12 protein-coding genes are annotated in these 15468 nt (G+C 71.6%); 2 read left to right on the top strand and 10 right to left on the bottom strand.

The annotated features are described in order from the left end of the window. Positions 1-401: 401 nt before the first annotated feature. The 5 genes from PZB77_RS22215 to PZB77_RS22195 all read right to left on the bottom strand — a co-directional run bounded on the left by PZB77_RS22215 (position 402) and on the right by PZB77_RS22195 (position 6293). Complete coding sequence (locus PZB77_RS22215) at positions 402-1235, bottom strand: alpha/beta hydrolase (protein ID WP_275494373.1); 834 nt, start codon at positions 1233-1235, stop codon at positions 402-404. Positions 1236-1335: 100 nt separating this feature from the next. Then, positions 1336-2175 (bottom strand): alpha/beta hydrolase, encoded by an 840-nt coding sequence (locus PZB77_RS22210; protein WP_275494372.1) that lies wholly within the window; start codon positions 2173-2175, stop codon positions 1336-1338. Positions 2176-2784: 609 nt separating this feature from the next. Beyond that, positions 2785-4341, bottom strand: coding sequence for a DEAD/DEAH box helicase (locus PZB77_RS22205; protein WP_275494371.1), 1557 nt, complete (start codon positions 4339-4341; stop codon positions 2785-2787). Between the two features lie 353 nt (positions 4342-4694). Continuing rightward, complete coding sequence (locus tag PZB77_RS22200) at positions 4695-4898, bottom strand: cold-shock protein (RefSeq protein ID WP_145801666.1); 204 nt, start codon at positions 4896-4898, stop codon at positions 4695-4697. A gap of 255 nt (positions 4899-5153) precedes the next feature. Then, the gene (locus PZB77_RS22195) at positions 5154-6293 is read right to left on the bottom strand and encodes a PucR family transcriptional regulator (protein WP_275494370.1); all 1140 of its coding nucleotides are present in this window, start codon (positions 6291-6293) and stop codon (positions 5154-5156) included. Positions 6294-6424: 131 nt separating this feature from the next. Here PZB77_RS22195 and PZB77_RS22190 point away from each other — a divergent pair, with 131 nt between their 5' ends. Together PZB77_RS22190 and PZB77_RS22185 are read left to right on the top strand one after the other, a co-directional pair. Beyond that, on the top strand, positions 6425-7435 hold the full coding sequence (locus tag PZB77_RS22190; protein ID WP_275496164.1) for a ferredoxin reductase: 1011 nt from the start codon (positions 6425-6427) through the stop codon (positions 7433-7435). Between the two features lie 9 nt (positions 7436-7444). After that, positions 7445-8563, top strand: a complete 1119-nt coding sequence (locus tag PZB77_RS22185) for an acyl-CoA desaturase (protein WP_275494369.1) — start codon at positions 7445-7447, stop codon at positions 8561-8563. Between the two features lie 81 nt (positions 8564-8644). Here PZB77_RS22185 and PZB77_RS22180 read toward each other — a convergent pair whose 3' ends face one another. The 5 genes from PZB77_RS22180 to PZB77_RS22160 all read right to left on the bottom strand — a co-directional run bounded on the left by PZB77_RS22180 (position 8645) and on the right by PZB77_RS22160 (position 15117). Next, the gene (locus PZB77_RS22180) at positions 8645-9790 is read right to left on the bottom strand and encodes a serine hydrolase domain-containing protein (RefSeq protein ID WP_275494368.1); all 1146 of its coding nucleotides are present in this window, start codon (positions 9788-9790) and stop codon (positions 8645-8647) included. Positions 9791-9975: 185 nt separating this feature from the next. Then, complete coding sequence (locus PZB77_RS22175; protein WP_275494367.1) at positions 9976-10449, bottom strand: DNA starvation/stationary phase protection protein; 474 nt, start codon at positions 10447-10449, stop codon at positions 9976-9978. Positions 10450-10703: 254 nt separating this feature from the next. Further along, on the bottom strand, positions 10704-11285 hold the full coding sequence (locus PZB77_RS22170; RefSeq protein WP_275494366.1) for a sigma-70 family RNA polymerase sigma factor: 582 nt from the start codon (positions 11283-11285) through the stop codon (positions 10704-10706). Between the two features lie 104 nt (positions 11286-11389). Then, positions 11390-12223 (bottom strand): alpha/beta hydrolase, encoded by an 834-nt coding sequence (locus PZB77_RS22165; protein ID WP_275494365.1) that lies wholly within the window; start codon positions 12221-12223, stop codon positions 11390-11392. Between the two features lie 167 nt (positions 12224-12390). Then, positions 12391-15117, bottom strand: coding sequence for a LuxR family transcriptional regulator (locus PZB77_RS22160; protein ID WP_275494364.1), 2727 nt, complete (start codon positions 15115-15117; stop codon positions 12391-12393). Between the last annotated feature and the right edge of the window lie 351 nt (positions 15118-15468).

The raw sequence follows: 15468 nt of genomic DNA, 5'->3' as shown, positions 1-15468 counted from the left end.
GTCAGGTCTCCGCAGGGCCGGCCGAAGCCCGTCCCGCCTCCGTGCCGGCTCATGAGGTGACGACCCGTCCGCCTCGTTCGCCGGTGCGCGTCCGCAGCGGCGTACGGACCGCGCGTCACGCGCGGCGCCCCCGCACGCGGCCGGCGCCGTCACCGGCGGGATACCCGTCCCACCCTGTGGGCGGGTATCCCGCCGGTGAGCCTGACCGGACAACTCCGCCGCACCTTCGGGCGGTTGAGCTGCAGTCGTCGTGGGGCGCGCCGATCACGGCCGTCCGCTCCGCCGCATGTGTCGCGCGGTGCACGGTCCTGCCGCGCTGCGGCGGCGGTGCGGGCGGGCTTCCGGCCGCCGGCGTCACCGGCCGCGTACCGTCTCGCGGCCGGTGGGGCGTCGGCCGTCGGTCACTTGGCGAGGAACGCCAGGAGTGCGTCGGTGACCTCCTGGGCGTGGGTCCACAGCAGGCCGTGGGGTGCGCCGTCGATGACGACGTAGTCGGCCTGCGGGAGCGCTTGGTGGAAGAGTTCGCCGGTCGCCTCGATGGGCAGGATGCGGTCGGCGGTGCCGTGCAGGATCAGTGCCGGGACGTCGATCTTGGGCAGGTCGGCACGGAAGTCGGTGGTCCAGGTGGCCACGCAGGCCAGCGAGGCGTACGCGGAGGCCCCGGCGGCGACGTTCCAGCTGTTGCGGACGGCTTCCTCGCTGATGCGTGTGCCGAGGTTCTCGTCGAGGTTGTAGAAGTCCTGGTAGAACGCGGTGAAGTAGGCGTAGCGGTCGGCGGTGACCGCGCCTTCGATGTCCTTGAAGAGGGTGCCGTCGACGCCGCCGGGGTTGTCGTCGGTCTTGAGGAGGAAGGGTTCGAGGGAGGCGAGGAAGGCGGCCTTGGCGATCCGGGCGGAGCCGTAGGTGCCCAGGTAACGGCCGACCTCTCCGGTGCCCATGGAGAAGCCCACGAGGACGACGTCGTCGAGGTCGAGGGTCTCCAGGACCACGTTCAGGTCGGCTGCGAAGGTGTCGTAGTCGTAGCCGGTGGTGGGCCGGCTGGAGCGGCCGAAACCGCGCCGGTCGTACGTGATCACGCGGTAGCCGGCCGACAGGAGTGCGGCGGACTGCTTCTCCCAGGAGTGGCCGTCGAGGGGGTAGCCGTGGATCAGCACGACCGGCTGCCCCGTGCCGTGGTCCTCGTAGTACAGCTCGATGCCGGTGGAGTTTTCCTGACCGACGGTGATGAACGCCATGGTGGTTGCTGCCTTTCGGTGTGCGCGGGTCTGAGGGTGACGTGCCCGGCCGGGCACGGCTGTGCGGCGAGGGGTGACGAGCGACGGGCGGGGCCGCCGGTCATCGGACCGTGCGGGCCGCCTGCTCGACGATGCGGGTGACGGCCTCGGGGTGGGAGACGGATACGGCGTGCGACGCGTCGATGGTCGTCGTACGGGCCTTGGCGCGGGCCGACATGTAACGCTGGGCGGCCACGGGGATGTTGCGGTCCTCCGTGGTGACCAGCGACCAGGAGGGGATCGTCTTCCAGGCGGCCTGCGTGGACTTCTCCTCCAGTGCGGCGGCGGCGATCGGGCGCTGCCCGGCTGCCATGAGCCTGGCCTTCTCCACCGGCACGTCCGCGGCGAACTGGTCGCGGAACAACTCCGGCTTGATGTACACGTCCGCGCCCCGGCCACCGTCGGGCAGCGTGTAGTCGACGGACTCGACGGCCTCGCCGAGGGTGCTGCCCGGGAACTTGTTCGTCAGCCCGATCGAGCTCTCGCCGGTGTCGGGCAGGAACGCCGCGATATAGACCAGCGCCTTCACCTTGTCCTCGATGCCCGCGGCGGCCTGGCTGATGACGGTGCCGCCGTAGGAGTGGCCGACCAGGACCACGGGCCCGTCGACGTGGTCGAGGACGCTGCGCAGGTACGCGGCATCGGTCGCCGGACCACGCAGCGGGTTGGCGGCGGACACCACCGGGTAGCCCGCACGCTGCAGCTGGGAGACGACACCGTCCCAGCTCGCGGCGTCGGCGAACGCCCCGTGCTCCAGCACGATCGTCGGACGTACGGGGTGATGGGGCGCCGCGCCGGCGGTACCGGGCAGCGTGATGACGGCGGCGGACAGCCCTGCGGCCGCCGCGACACCGAGCAGCGCGGATCTGCGGCTCGGACGGGCCGGACGGTTGATGCGCATGCTGAAATCCCTCGTGTTCGGTTGATGGCCCTCACGGGCGTACGGGTGGAGTGGACCGGTGCGGGCGAGCGGGGAGGCACCGGATCGCCTCGCGGGTGACAGCGGTGAGCCGCCTCGCTCCGCGCCACGTGACCGGCGCGGACCGGACCGGTGAAGGGCCGGCGGCAGCGGCCCGTCGAACGGGTGGCGGCCTGTGGCCCGACGTGGTCCTGCGGCGTCCCCCGCCCGGTCACCCGGGCGGAGCGTCTTCCGTCCTGTCCTACGGGAGGACGACCGAACCGGTTCACCCGACGTGTGCGGGACCCCTCGGTCAGCGGCTTCCCGACGTGATCGAGCCTAGGGCCGGGCGGGCGGCACGATCCTCCCGCTGCGTGATGACTCCCGCGTCCCACCGCGGGTGCAGAAGCTGCAACCCGGGTGGGAGAGCGCGCTACGCCTCCAGCCCGACGACGGCCGCTCAGCGGCGGTCCTCGTCCTGTGTCCGCCATGAGCCGGACCGATGACCGGCTGCGTCCGCTCCCGTCCCGGGCGGGGCCGACGCGAAAAGCCGCCCCGCCCCCGATCGGCATCGGGGGTGGGGCGGCTTCGCGGCGGTGCCGGTGGTGAGGGTTACGCGGCGACGGCCGCGCGGGGCGCCGGGCGCTCGCCGGAGGCGGAGCGGCGGGCCTGGGCGAAGCGGCTGCGCCGGCCGCGGGTGGCGGAGGAGCTGCGCTTGGCACGCTCCACGACCGGCGCGGTGATGACGCACGGAACGCCGCTGGGTGCCTGCGCTCCGGTGATCCGGGTCAACTCCGCCTCGTCGGGGCGGACCTGGGCGGTCTGCGGGGTGATGCCCGCGTCCCGCATCAGGCGGATCATGTCACGGCGCTGGTGGGGCAGGACCAGCGTGGCGACGCTGCCCGACTCACCGGCGCGCGCGGTGCGGCCGCCACGGTGCAGGTAGTCCTTGTGGTCGCTCGGCGGGTCGATGTTGACGACCAGGTCGAGGTTGTCGACGTGGATGCCGCGCGCGGCGACGTTCGTGGCGACCAGGACGGTGACGTGCCCGGTCTTGAACTGCTCCAGAGTGCGGGTCCGCTGCGGCTGGGACTTGCCCCCGTGCAGGGCCGCGGCCCGTACGCCGCTGTTCAGCAGGTGGTCGGTGAGCTTGTCCACGGCGTGCTTGGTGTCGAGGAACATGATGACCCGGCCGTCGCGGGCGGCGATCTGCGTGGCCACGGTGTTCTTGTCGGCGCCGTGGACGTGCAGCACATGGTGCTCCATCGTGGTGACCGCTCCGGCCGAGGGGTCGACGGAGTGGACGACCGGGTCGTGCAGGTAGCGGCGCACCAGCAGGTCGACGTTGCGGTCCAGGGTGGCGGAGAACAGCATGCGCTGTCCGTCCGGGCGCACCTGGTCCAGCAGGGCGGTGACCTGCGGCATGAAGCCCATGTCGGCCATCTGGTCGGCCTCGTCGAGGACGGTGACGGCGACCTGGTCCAGCCGGCAGGAGCCCCGGTCGATCAGGTCCTTGAGCCGGCCCGGGGTGGCGACGACGACTTCGGCGCCACTGCGCAGCAGGTTGATCTGCCGTCCGATGGACATGCCGCCGACGACGGTGGCCATCCGCAGCCGCAGCGAGCGGGCGTAGGGGGTCAGGGCGTCGGTGACCTGCTGGGCGAGCTCGCGGGTCGGCACCAGAACCAGGGCGAGGGGCTGGAGCGGCTCGGCGCGCTGTCCGGCGGTCCTGGCCAGCAGGGCCAGGCCGAAGGCCAGGGTCTTGCCGGAGCCGGTACGGCCGCGGCCCAGGACGTTGCGGCCGGCCAGGGCGTTGGGCAGGGTCGCGCCCTGGATCGGGAACGGCACCGCCATGCCCTCGTGGGCCAGCGTGGTCAGCAGGGCGGCCGGCATGTCCAGAGCGGCGAAGGTCTCCACCGCGGGCAGTGCCGGGGTGAGGGTGACCGGCAGGGCGAACTCGCCCTGGACGGAGGGGCGTCGGCTCGATCCGCCGGACCGGCCGGAGCCCGCGTAGCCGCCGGAGCGACCGGAACCGGCGTTGCCGCCGGAACGGCTCGGGGCGCCGGAGCGGTTCGGGGCCGAACGGCTGTGGCCGCCGACGCCCGGAGCGCCGCTGCGGCCGGCGGAACCGGAGCTGGAATACGAGCGAGTGGAACGGACGGGGTTCACGGGGAACCTTCCTGGAGACGGCACGCATCCAGAAGGCCCCAGCAGCGAACACGCCGCACGAAGGCATCACAGAGACGAACCGAAAGAAAAAGAGAAGCGAAGCGGGGCGGACAACATCCGCGTCAAACGCGCTTCGAAGGATCGCGCCACCGAACGGGTGGGCGACACGCCGGACCGATGGAGTCCGGGCGGAAAGCGGTGCGCTGCCTCGAGGGCTGCGAGCTGCCGCCTGCCATACAGGCGATTCGATACGGCCCGCGGTCGCAGGCCCGGTACGGGGAGCGAGGGGTGCGGGCGACGGGTAGGGCCCGCGACCTTGCGGTGCGGGCCCTACCCTGTGGTGCGCGAAATGCTTAGGCGGGAACGATGTTCTCCGCCTGCGGGCCCTTCTGGCCCTGCGTGACGTCGAAGGAGACCTTCTGGCCTTCCTGGAGCTCACGGAAGCCCTGGGCGGCGATGTTCGAGTAGTGGGCGAAGACGTCAGCGCCGCCACCGTCCTGCTCGATGAAGCCGAAACCCTTTTCCGCGTTGAACCACTTCACGATGCCAGTAGCCATGTGTATCTCCTCAAGACAGGGGCAGAACCGAAAACCGCACTGTGCGGAGTCCGCGTCGCCGCGATGAGCCCATCCGGAGATGACCGGCGAAACAAAAAATGCACTCACGGATCGAGCCCGTCGAGTGCAACCAAGTTTATGGGTACCACAACTGCAACTGCTCACAACGTAGCACGGATATCTGCCCCGTGCCGGATATCGGTGGGCCGTGTCGGATCGCGGCGCCGCTCCACCACGCGCCGCGCGGGGTGGGTGTCAGGTGGCCCGGACGCCGATGGCGAGTGTCAGTTCCAGGACCCGGCGGGGCGAGGCGAGGTCCGGATACAGCGCCCGCAGCTGCGACATCCGGTACCGGACCGTCTGGGGATGGACGAAGAGCGCCGCCGCCACCTCGTCCCGCCTGCCCTGGTGCAGCAGCCACGCCCGCAACGTCTCCTCCAGCCGCCGCGCGGTCGCGACGGGCAGGGTCCGCAACGGTGCGAGGGCTCGGGCACGCAGGTCCGCGAACGCGTCCACGTCGGCGCTCAGCACCAGCTCGGGCAGGTGGTCCTCGGTGTCGCGGACATCGCAGGAGAGGGAGCGCGCGCGCACGGCCCGTGCGTACGAGGCGGACGCCCGGGTCCACGGCCGGGCCGGGCCGACCACGGCGGTGCGGTCGGCCAGCAGCCGCAGGAGATGTGATCGGTCGGCATCGGGGACGAGCAGCACACCGGTGGCGTCCGGCAGATCGTCGAGGACGAGGGTGCTCGGGTCGAGGGCGCGGTAGGCCGGCCGGACCTGGTCGGTGGGGAGCAGGACCGCGGTCAGCGAGACCGGAGGCTGCCACCCGGCCCGTTGCACCGAGGCGAGCAGGACGTCCTGGCTCGCACCGGCGAGGAGGTCGCGGGCCAGGTGTTCCAGGAGGCGCTCGTGGGCCCTGCCCCGGGCGGCCAGTTCGTCGGCGTGGCCGGCCGCGCTCGCGGCGGACAGCTCGTCGATGTAGGCGAAGGTCAGCTCGGCGAACTTGGCGACCTCGGCGGCGGCGAGACCCGCGGGTACGGCACCCGCCGCCAGGTAGCGCCAGGCCACGCGGGCGCCGACGCGGTAGGCGCTGAGCAGAGCGTCCATCGAACGGCCGTCGCGCGCCTCACCGCGGCCCAGCTCGTAGGCCGCGTCGGTGGCGTCACCGCCCGTGGTGTTCCCGCTCGCGAGATCCAGATAGTGCCCCAGAGCGGTACGGACGGCTCGGCGGATGGTGCCGCCCATACGGCCCGAGAGGGCGTTGGCGTAGGAGGGGACCTCGTCGATGATCGCCTGGACGACCTCGTCGGCGGTGGTCTTCAGCGCGGCCCGGAGTGCGGTGACCGTCGTCCCGTTGAGAGCCAGTTCGCCGGCTTTCCGGATTGCATGGTTCACGTTCTGTTCCCTGCGAACAATTCTGCCGACCAGATTTACGTCCTTTGGTCAGGACTTTACCCTCTGAGGCACAGCAAGCTGGAGTCATGACGAGTACAGCCCTCCGCAGCAGGGCGTGGAGACTCCTGGAGATGGTCACGACGCCGCTGCTGCCGTCGGACTACCTCGACCTGGTCAGCCCGCTGCGTACGGGCGCTGATCTGCGAGGGCGCATCGAGGCCGTGCGACCCGAGACGGGGGACGCCGCGACTGTCGTGATCAGACCGGGGAAGGGCTGGCGCGGCCACGAGGCCGGTCAGTACGTGCGGATCGGCGTCGACGTCGACGGGGTGCGCCTGTGGCGTGCCTACTCCCTCACCTCCCCGACGAACCGCCGGGACGGCCGCATCACGATCACCGTGAAGGCGATCCCGGACGGCAAGGTCAGCAACCACCTGGTCCGCAGGGCGAAACCGGGCACGCTGATCCACCTCGACCAGCCGGCCGGTGACTTCGTGCTGCCGCGGCCCAAGCCCTCCAAGGTGCTCTACCTGACGGCCGGCAGCGGCATCACGCCCGTGATGGGCATGCTGCGCGACGCCGAGTTCGACGACGTCGTCATGGTCCACAGCGCGCCACGGCCGCAGGACGTGATCTTCCGCGACGAACTGCACGACCTGGTCGCGGGCGGGAAGCTGCGGCTCACCGAGGTGCACACCGCCACGGACGGCCTGCTCGACATCGCCCGTCTGCGAGAACTCGTGCCCGACTGGGCCGAGCGCGAGACCTGGGCCTGCGGACCCGCGGGCCTCCTCGACGCCGCCGACGCGCATTGGGCCGAGCACGGCGTACCGGAGCGCCTGCACACGGAGCGCTTCCGCCCCACCGTCGTCGTCACGGGCGACGGTGGCGAGGTCACCTTCAGCACCACCGGCACGACCGTCGGCGCGGACGGCGCCACACCGCTGCTGGACATCGGCGAGGAGGCCGGTGTGCTCATGCCCTCCGGGTGCCGCATGGGCATCTGCTTCGGCTGCATCACGCCGCTCGCCGCCGGCGCCGTCCGCGACCTGCGCACCGGCGAGATCACCGAGGCCGAGCCGGGCGTCCTCATCCAGACCTGCGTGTCCGCCGCGGCGGGCCCCTGCACCATCGAACGGTAGGGAAGCACCTTGACCGCCATCGACCCCACCGCCCACCTGACCCCGGAGCAGATCGAGGAACTCGGCCGCGAGCTGGACGCGATCCGCGACGCGGTGATCGCCGGCCGCGGCGAGAAGGACGCCGCCTACATCCGTGCGGTCATCTCGGCGCAGCGCAAGCTCGAACTGGCCAGCAGGAGCGTGCTGCTGTTCTCGTTCTTCCCGCCCGCGTGGCTCCTCGGCACCGCCGGACTGTCCGTGGCGAAGATCATGGACAACATGGAGATCGGCCACAACATCCTGCACGGCCAGTGGGACTGGATGCGTGACCCGAAGATCCACTCCAGTACCTGGGAGTGGGACCACGTCTCGCCGTCCGCGCAGTGGAAGCACTCGCACAACGAGCTGCACCACACGTACACCAACGTGATCGGCAAGGACAACGACCTCGGCTACGGCATCATGCGCGTCGACGAGGACCAGAGGTGGCACCCGTTCCACCTCGGCCAGCCCCTGTGGAACTTCATCAACGCCTGCTTCTTCGAGTACGGCATCGCGGCGTACGACCTGGAGCTCGGCAAGAACCTGGGCAAACGCCGCCGCAAGAAACCGGAGTTCCGCGCGCAGGCCAGGGCCGTGGGCCGCAAGATCCGCAAGCAGGTGCTCAAGGACTACGTGATCCACCCGCTGCTGTCCGGCCCTTCGTTCCTCCCCACCCTCGCCGCCACGTTCACCGCGAACCTGGTCCGCAACCTCTGGACCCACTCGGTGATCATGTGCGGGCACTTCCCCGAGGGCGTGCGGGTCTTCGAGCGCCGGTCGATCAAGGGCGAGACGCGCGGCCAGTGGTACCTGCGCCAGATGATGGGCTCGGCGAACATCAGCGGCAGCAAGGCCCTGCACTTCATGACCGGCAACCTGTCGCACCAGATCGAGCACCACCTGTTTCCGGACCTGCCGAGCAACCGGTACGCCGAGGTCGCGGTGGAGGTGCGCGCGCTGTTCGAGAAGTACGAGTTGGAGTACGTCACCGGGCCACTGCCCAAGCAGGTGTTCTCCGCGTGGCACAAGGTCTTCCGGCTCTCCCTGCCGAACAGGAAGCCCCCGGTCGCGACGCCGGACCGTGAGCGGGAACTCGTCGCGACCTGAGGAGCCGTCGCCCTGCCGATCTCGTGGCGGCGGGGCGGTACGGACCGCAGCGGATCGGGGGCGGGCCCCCGCGGGTCCACCTCAGCCGGTTCGCTCCAGGGCCTCGTAGACGTGCCTGAGGTAGCTGTGGGTACGCTCCGAGCCGAGAATCCCGTCGCCCACCCGGTTCATCGTGTACGCGAAGGTGACGCGCCGGTCGAGATCCATCAGGACGATCGAACCGCCCCGGCCGACCCAGAAGCAGATCCTCCCGGTGGGCATGTGCGGCATCGTCCTCGGATCCGCGAGTGCGTAGCCCACGCCCCAGCGGACGGGAACGCCCAGGAACAGGTCGACTCCGTCGGCCTGTACGTCGAACACCTTGTCCACCGTCTCCGCGGAGAGAAGCCGGTGACCGTTGACCTGGCCGCGCCGTGAGATGACGGAGAGCGCTCGTGCCAGGCCCCGCGCGTTGCCGTGTCCGTTGACGGCGCCGAGTTCGGCGGAGCGCCACTGCGGGGTGTCGACGTGCTCGTCACGCGCCGGGCTTCCGAACAGCGTCCTGGTGAAGATGCCCTCGGGATCGAGTCCCGCGGGTATACCGCCCAGCTGTGAGGGGGCCACCAGATCGGCGATACGCGGCCAGTCGGCCCGGCGTGCGCCGATCTGGACGTCCGCCCGCGCCGGTCCGGCGATCTCGGTGGCGACGAACTCCTTGAGAGTACGACCACTGACCCGCCGGACGAGCTCTCCCACCAGTTGCCCTTGTGTCTGCACGTGGTAGCCCGAAGCGGAGCCCGGCTCCCACCAGGGCGCCTGCGCGGCCAGCCGGGCACTCGCGGTGGGCCAGTCGTAGAGATCCTCCATGGAGAAGGGCTGCTCCCAGCCGGAGAGTCCCGAGGTGTGGGCCAGGACGTGCCGCACCTCGATGTGCTCCTTTCCCCGGGCTGCGAACTCGGGCCAGTAGTGCGCGACCGGGCGGTGCAGATCCAGTGCGCTCCGGTCGACGAGGACGAGAGCGGCGAGACTGGTGAGGGTCTTCGTGGTCGACCACATGTTCACCAACGTGTCCCGGTGCCACGGCACGGTCCGCGCCCCGTCCGTGTGGCCGCCCCACAGATCGACTTCCATGACCCCGTCCACATCGACGGCGATCGACGCCCCCAACTCGTCGCCGGCTTCGAGGTGGGCCGCCAACGCCGCTCGTACCGCTTCGAACCGGTCGGTGCTCGTTCCCTCGACACCCATGCTCTTCTCCACTCCTGACGACAACTGTTCGATCACTCAACGGGCCGGACGTCACGGCGGTTCACGCATCGCCCCAGGTCACGGCAGTGCCGACATCCGTGCACACGCCTCTGCGCCCACAGCGCGGCGCTCGCCCGACGCGAGGTGGACGGGGCAGGGAGCGCCTCGCGGGAACCGGGGACCGATCAGCCCCGGTTCTCCGCCTGGAACATCCAGCTCTGTCTCTCCAGATCAGCTGTGAGCCCGATGAGGAGATCCTCCGTGACCACATCCGCCGGGCCCGCCTCGGCAATGCGCCGGCGCAGTCGTGCGGTCACTGCCGAGAGCGCGCGCACCAAGGCCTCGACGGCGTCGCTGTCTTCGGTCCAGCCCGGCGGAAGGGCGGGCACGCCGCTGGCCCCCGCTATGGTCGCGGCCCGTCCGTCCGGGCTGACGCCCAGAGTGGCCGCGCGCTCGGCCACCGTGTCGGCGTGGTTCCGGGCGACGGTCGCGACCTCGTCGAGCTGCAGGTGTACCGAGCGGAAGCGCGGACCGTACACGTTCCAGTGGGCCTGCTTGGCCACCAGGGACAGGTCGAGAAGATCGGCCAGGGTCGCCTGGAGCGCCGCACCCGCGGTCTCGCGGTCGCGCTCCGGCAGAGAGTGGTCGGTAACCGGCATGGGAGTGCCGTCCTTTCGTGAGGGGGGAGTCGTCCACGTCCTGGTGGCGGACCTCGACGACTGCCGTGGGCGGAAACGTGCGCAGCTCGTTTCCGGGGGGCTTCGATGAGCCCGATGCCAGGAACGGCGGAAGCCCGCCGTGGGTTCAGCCCGTCGGCACGTGGTCCGCCGAGGACGATGCGGTCGGCGCTACGGGGCCCCGCGGGAGCGCGGAAGGGGTGGAGAACTGCGGCGGGCACGTGGCCGCGCCGCGGTCACGCCCCCAGGATCCCCTGCTTCTCCAGCGCCTTGCGCAGCGCCCGCATGGCGTAGAAGGTACGGCTCTTGACGGTGCCGGGCGGTATGCCGAGGTGTTCCGCAGCCTGATCGACGCTGCATCCCAGGAGGTGCATGAGGCGGATGACGGTCTGCTGCTGCTCGTTCAGTTCCCGCAGGGCCTGCACCACCACGTGGGTGTCGATCGTGGCTGCCGTGCTGTCGCTGGACGTGTCCAGCTCCTCGACGGGCATGACCTCCAGCGGCCTGACCTGCCGCGCCCGGTGGTGGTCGATGACGAGATTGCGGGCCACGGTGAACAACCAGGGTCTGAGGCGTTCGTTGCGGCTGCCCAGGAAGCGGGCGTGCTTCCAGGCACGGGCCGCGGTCTCCTGGAATATGTCCTCCCCCTTGTGCCAGTCACCGTCCAGCAGCCGCGTGGCGTACCGGACGAGCAGGGGGCCGTACTGGTCGTAGATGTCCTTGACGAAGGCGTCGCAGTCCACGTCCGGCGGGAGGTCCCGGGCCTGCGACGACGTCGGAACGAGAGCTGTGGCCCCCGCTTCCATGAGCCCGTTCACGAGAGGCGCCCCATCCTGTTCGAGTGTTCCGTGGCGCGCCACCCGCACCGGCAGGGAGCAGCTCACGCGCTCGCTCCGGACCGTCGCGGGAGAGACGCCGGCTTTCAGGTGGCGAGGAAGTCGATCAGGGCGGCGTTGACCTCGGCTGCGTGGGTGAGCAGCAGTCCGTGCGGAGCGCCGTCGATCTCGACGTATCGCGCCTCGGGCAGGCGGCTGCGGAACTCGCGGGCCGTGGCGTCGATCGGCAGGATGCGGTCGGCGGTCCCGTGCAGGATCAGCGACGGCACGTCGATGCGCTCCACGTCGGCTCGGAAGTCCGTCAGCCACGCCGGGACGCACGCGTATGCCGCCATGGGCGCCGAGCCGACGGCGGTGACCCAGTTCGCCCGCAGCGCGGCCTCGCTGAGCCGTGACCCGAGCGTCTCGTCCGTGTTGAAGAAGTCGACGAAGAAGTTCTCGAACCAGGCGTGGCGGTCGGCCTCCGCCTGTTCGGCGATGCCGTCGAAGACGCTCTGCGGCACACCGGCGGGGTTGTCCTCCGTCTGCAGCAGGAAGGGCTGGAGCGAACCGAGGAACGCCGCTTTCGCCACCCGCTGCGAGCCGTGGACGCCGAGGTAGCGGGCGACCTCGCCCGAGCCCATCGAGAAACCGACGAGAACCACGTCACGCAGGTCCAACCGCGTCAGCACGGTGTCCAGGTCGGCGGCGAAGGTGTCGTAGTCGTAGCCCGTCATGGTCTTGCTCGACCGGCCGAAACCACGACGGTCGTAGGTGATGACGCGGTAACCGGCCTTGACCAGCGCGTCGGTCTGCTTCTCCCACGACTGTCCGTCCAGCGGGTAACCGTGGATCAGGACGACGGGCTGCCCCGCCCCGTGGTCCTCGTAGTAGAGCTCGATCCCGGTCGAGCCCTCGGCTCCGACGGTGATGGTTCCCATGGTGTGCCTTCCCGCCCGTCCGCCGTGTGCGGACCGGGCATGGCACGAATCTAGGAAACGAGCAGGGGGGACCGCGTCCGTCGGGCTACGTCTTCTGCGTACGTCATGACGCCGCGCCGTGGGGGTACGTCATGGCGTACGTCGTGACGCCGCGCCGTCGGGGTACGTCACATGCCGCCGCCCAGCACCGCGGCGAGCTCGCCGCGGGACGTCACACCCAGTTTGGGGAACATCCGCTGGAGATGGGTGCTCACCGTCCTGGGCGAGACGTACAGCCGCTCGCCGATCTCCCGGTTCGTCAGACCCTGCGCGGCGAGCTGAGCGACATGCAGTTCGGTGGAGGTCAGCCGGTCCACGGCGGCCGGGTCCTGGCGGGGGGACGACGCGCCCGCGGCGCGCAGCTCCTGCCGTGCCCGCTCCGCCCACGCCGACGCGCCGAGGGCGACGAAGATCTCGCGCGCGGCCTGAAGGGCGGCGCGGGACTCGGCGGGCCGCCGGTGCCGCCGCAACCACTCGCCCAGGGCGAGACGTGCCCGCGCCCGCTCGAACGGCCAATCCGTGGGGACGGCGTCGAGGGCCGCCCTGTAGAGCGGCTCGGCGTCGTCCTGCGGACTCAGCAGAGCCCGGCCCAATCGCAATCCGCAGAGCAGGGCGGGCGACGAAGTCGTCTCCCCGAGGGGGGTCAGCTCCCGCACGACGTCGCGCGCCGGCTTCTCGGATTCGCCGCGCACAGCCGCCTCGACCAGCTCCGCGACCGCGTAGAAGCGCAACCAGGGGTGGAAGGCGGGGTCGGCAGGGTCGAAGACGCGGTGCAGGTGGCCGTACGCGTCGCCGTAGCGGCCCTGGCAGAGCGCCGCCTGCCCGCGGGCCATCTGCACGATGGCCAGCACCGGGCGCCCGCCGCTGGGAAGGGCCGCGCGCTCGGCTTCCGCCGCCCACGCCTCCGCCGCCGGGTCGCCGCTGACGGCGGCCAGCTGCGCGCGGATGGCGTTCACCATCGCGTGCACGAGAGGCTGACTCGTCTCGCGGGCCAGTGATGCGGCCTCCTCCGCGGCGAGGGAACCCGCGCGCACGTCACCCAGCCGTGCCGCGCTCCCCGCCTGGACGCAGAGGGCGCGGGCCAGCATCGACAGCCTGCCTTGCGCGCGCAGGGCGTCCAGCGACCTCACCGTCAACCGGCTCGCCAGGGCGGGAGCACCCACCATCACGGCGGCGCCCCCCAGGAGCTGGTCCCCCTCCGCGTTCTCGGACGCGCGCTCCACCTGCCCCGTCAGGCCTTCCATGACCGTTTCCCCGCGCTCCACCGGGGCCGAGTACGCCCGCAGAGCGACCAGGTCGGCGTTGTCGGCAGGCACGGGCATCCGGTCCGCGGCGGCGGCGACGCGCTCGCGGGAGGCCGGGCTCGGCTCTCCCCAGAAGCACTGCAGGACCGCGCCCCACAGCATGCGCAGCCCCAGTGCCGGTTCTCCCCCGGCGGCGATCCCGACCGCCAGCTCGGCCAGCTCGGCCGTCGCGGCTCCCTCCCCCCGGGTCCCCTCGGCCAGAGCGATGCTGACCCAGGCCGCGCGGCCCCGGTCCCGGACCGAGAGGTCCAGTGAGCGCGCCTGGGCCAGCAGATGTGCCGCTGTGTCTCCCTGGCCCGACTCCAGCGCGAGCTCCGCGGCCCGGAGCAGCCGGTCCGCCCGCGCGGACGGGTCCTCCGTCAGCTCCGTCGCCCGTCTCAGCGCGGCAAGGGCTGCGGCGACACCTCCTCGCCGCAGGGCCCGGCCGGCGGTGGAGTCGAGCTCCCGTGCCACTCGTTCGTCGGGACCGACGGTGGCGGCGGCACGGTGCCACGCCTGTCGGTCGGGCTGTCCCTGGAGCGCGGCGGCCAGGGCGGCGTGTGCGGCCCGTCGGTCGGCGGCGGTGGCGGCGTGGTACATCGCCGAGCGGACGAGCGGGTGCCTGAAGGCCAGCCCCCGGGCTTCCAGCAGACCCGCGTCGATCGCTGCCTCACCGGCGGAGACGTCGACCGCCGTCCCGAGCATCCGGGTCGCCGCGGCGAGACATTCGTCCATCGTTCCGTCACCGTTGAGGGCGGAGAGGAGCAGGACCGCACGGGTGTCGGCCGGAAGGCGGGAGACCCGCGCCGTGAAGGTCCGCTCCAACCGTGCGGTCAGCGGCAGCGGACCCGGGTTGAGCGCGTACGCCCCGCCGACCGACCGCAGCGCGACCGGCAGCTCGGTCAGCGCCAGCGGGTTCCCGGCGGACTCCTCCAGCAGCCGCCGTCTGACCTGCTGTCCCAGGTCGGGGGCGACCGCGTCCAACACCTCACCCGACACCTCGTCCGTCAGCGGCCCCAGGTGCAGCACCGGCAGGCCGGCGCTGCCGAGACGGTCGTCGAGGCGCCGGGTGACCGCGACCAGGACGAGTGGATCGGACTCGATGCGCCGTGCCACGAATCCGAGCACATCGAGGCTGGCACGGTCCATCCAGTGGGCGTCCTCGACGACCACCAGCAGCGGTGCCTTCGCCGCCGCGTCCGTCAACAGGGTCAGCGCGGCCAGGCCGACGAGGTACAGGTCGGGGACGGCCTCGTCGAGGAGGCCGACGGCGGCGAGCAGCGCGGTGCGCTGGCGACTCGGCAAGTCGTCGATTCCGTCGCGCAGTTGGTGAACCAGCTGGTGCAGGCCGGCGCAGGGCAGGTTTTCCTCCGACTGGACACCCACGGCAGTGATCACATGGGTTCCGCCGCGCGCTGCCGCAGCCGCGGCCTCCGCCACCAGCGCCGACTTGCCGATCCCCGGCGCGCCGGTGATCACCGTCGCGCCGCCCGACCCGGCGGCCCCCTGCTCGACCAGGGCGGTCAGCGCGCGACGCTCCGTCTCGCGCCCCAGCAACGCCCGCCTCTGCATGCCCCACTCCGTTTCTCCGCGCCTCCCCAGCACCCGAAGGCTCCGCGTCCTCGCGGAGCCGGACGACCCGGCGGCATCCTCTGGGCGGGCTGTCCGCAGGCCTTCGCCCGGATGCCGTCCGTGCAATGGTAGGCACGCTGCCGCGCGGGAACGACCGCGGTCCGGGTCCGGGAAACGCCTGTGGTGCTCCTGATGGCCCGGCGTGCGCGCTCCCTGGCTCGACCCGCGCTTTTGGGCGCGAGTCGTCCATCGGCGGGGCGGAAGCAGCGGCGGTTCAGGCAGCGGCGGTTCAGGCAGCGGCGGTTCAGGCAGCGGCGGTTCAGGCAGCGGCGGTCCAGGCAGCGGCGGCAC

Origin of the sequence: Streptomyces sp. AM 2-1-1 (genome assembly GCF_029167645.1) — a bacterium.
Classification (GTDB): Bacteria; Actinomycetota; Actinomycetes; order Streptomycetales; family Streptomycetaceae; genus Streptomyces.
This window is presented reverse-complemented; position numbering and strand designations above follow the sequence as displayed.

Coding starts and splice junctions, on each gene's coding strand:
- PZB77_RS22215 (WP_275494373.1), bottom strand. CDS start 1,235: ATGGCGTTCATCACCGTCGGTCAGGAAAACTCCACCGGCATCGAGCTG.
- PZB77_RS22210 (WP_275494372.1), bottom strand. CDS start 2,175: ATGCGCATCAACCGTCCGGCCCGTCCGAGCCGCAGATCCGCGCTGCTC.
- PZB77_RS22200 (WP_145801666.1), bottom strand. CDS start 4,898: ATGGCTACTGGCATCGTGAAGTGGTTCAACGCGGAAAAGGGTTTCGGC.
- PZB77_RS22190 (WP_275496164.1), top strand. CDS start 6,425: ATGGTCACGACGCCGCTGCTGCCGTCGGACTACCTCGACCTGGTCAGC.
- PZB77_RS22180 (WP_275494368.1), bottom strand. CDS start 9,790: ATGGGTGTCGAGGGAACGAGCACCGACCGGTTCGAAGCGGTACGAGCG.
- PZB77_RS22175 (WP_275494367.1), bottom strand. CDS start 10,449: ATGCCGGTTACCGACCACTCTCTGCCGGAGCGCGACCGCGAGACCGCG.
- PZB77_RS22165 (WP_275494365.1), bottom strand. CDS start 12,223: ATGGGAACCATCACCGTCGGAGCCGAGGGCTCGACCGGGATCGAGCTC.
- PZB77_RS22160 (WP_275494364.1), bottom strand. CDS start 15,117: ATGCAGAGGCGGGCGTTGCTGGGGCGCGAGACGGAGCGTCGCGCGCTG.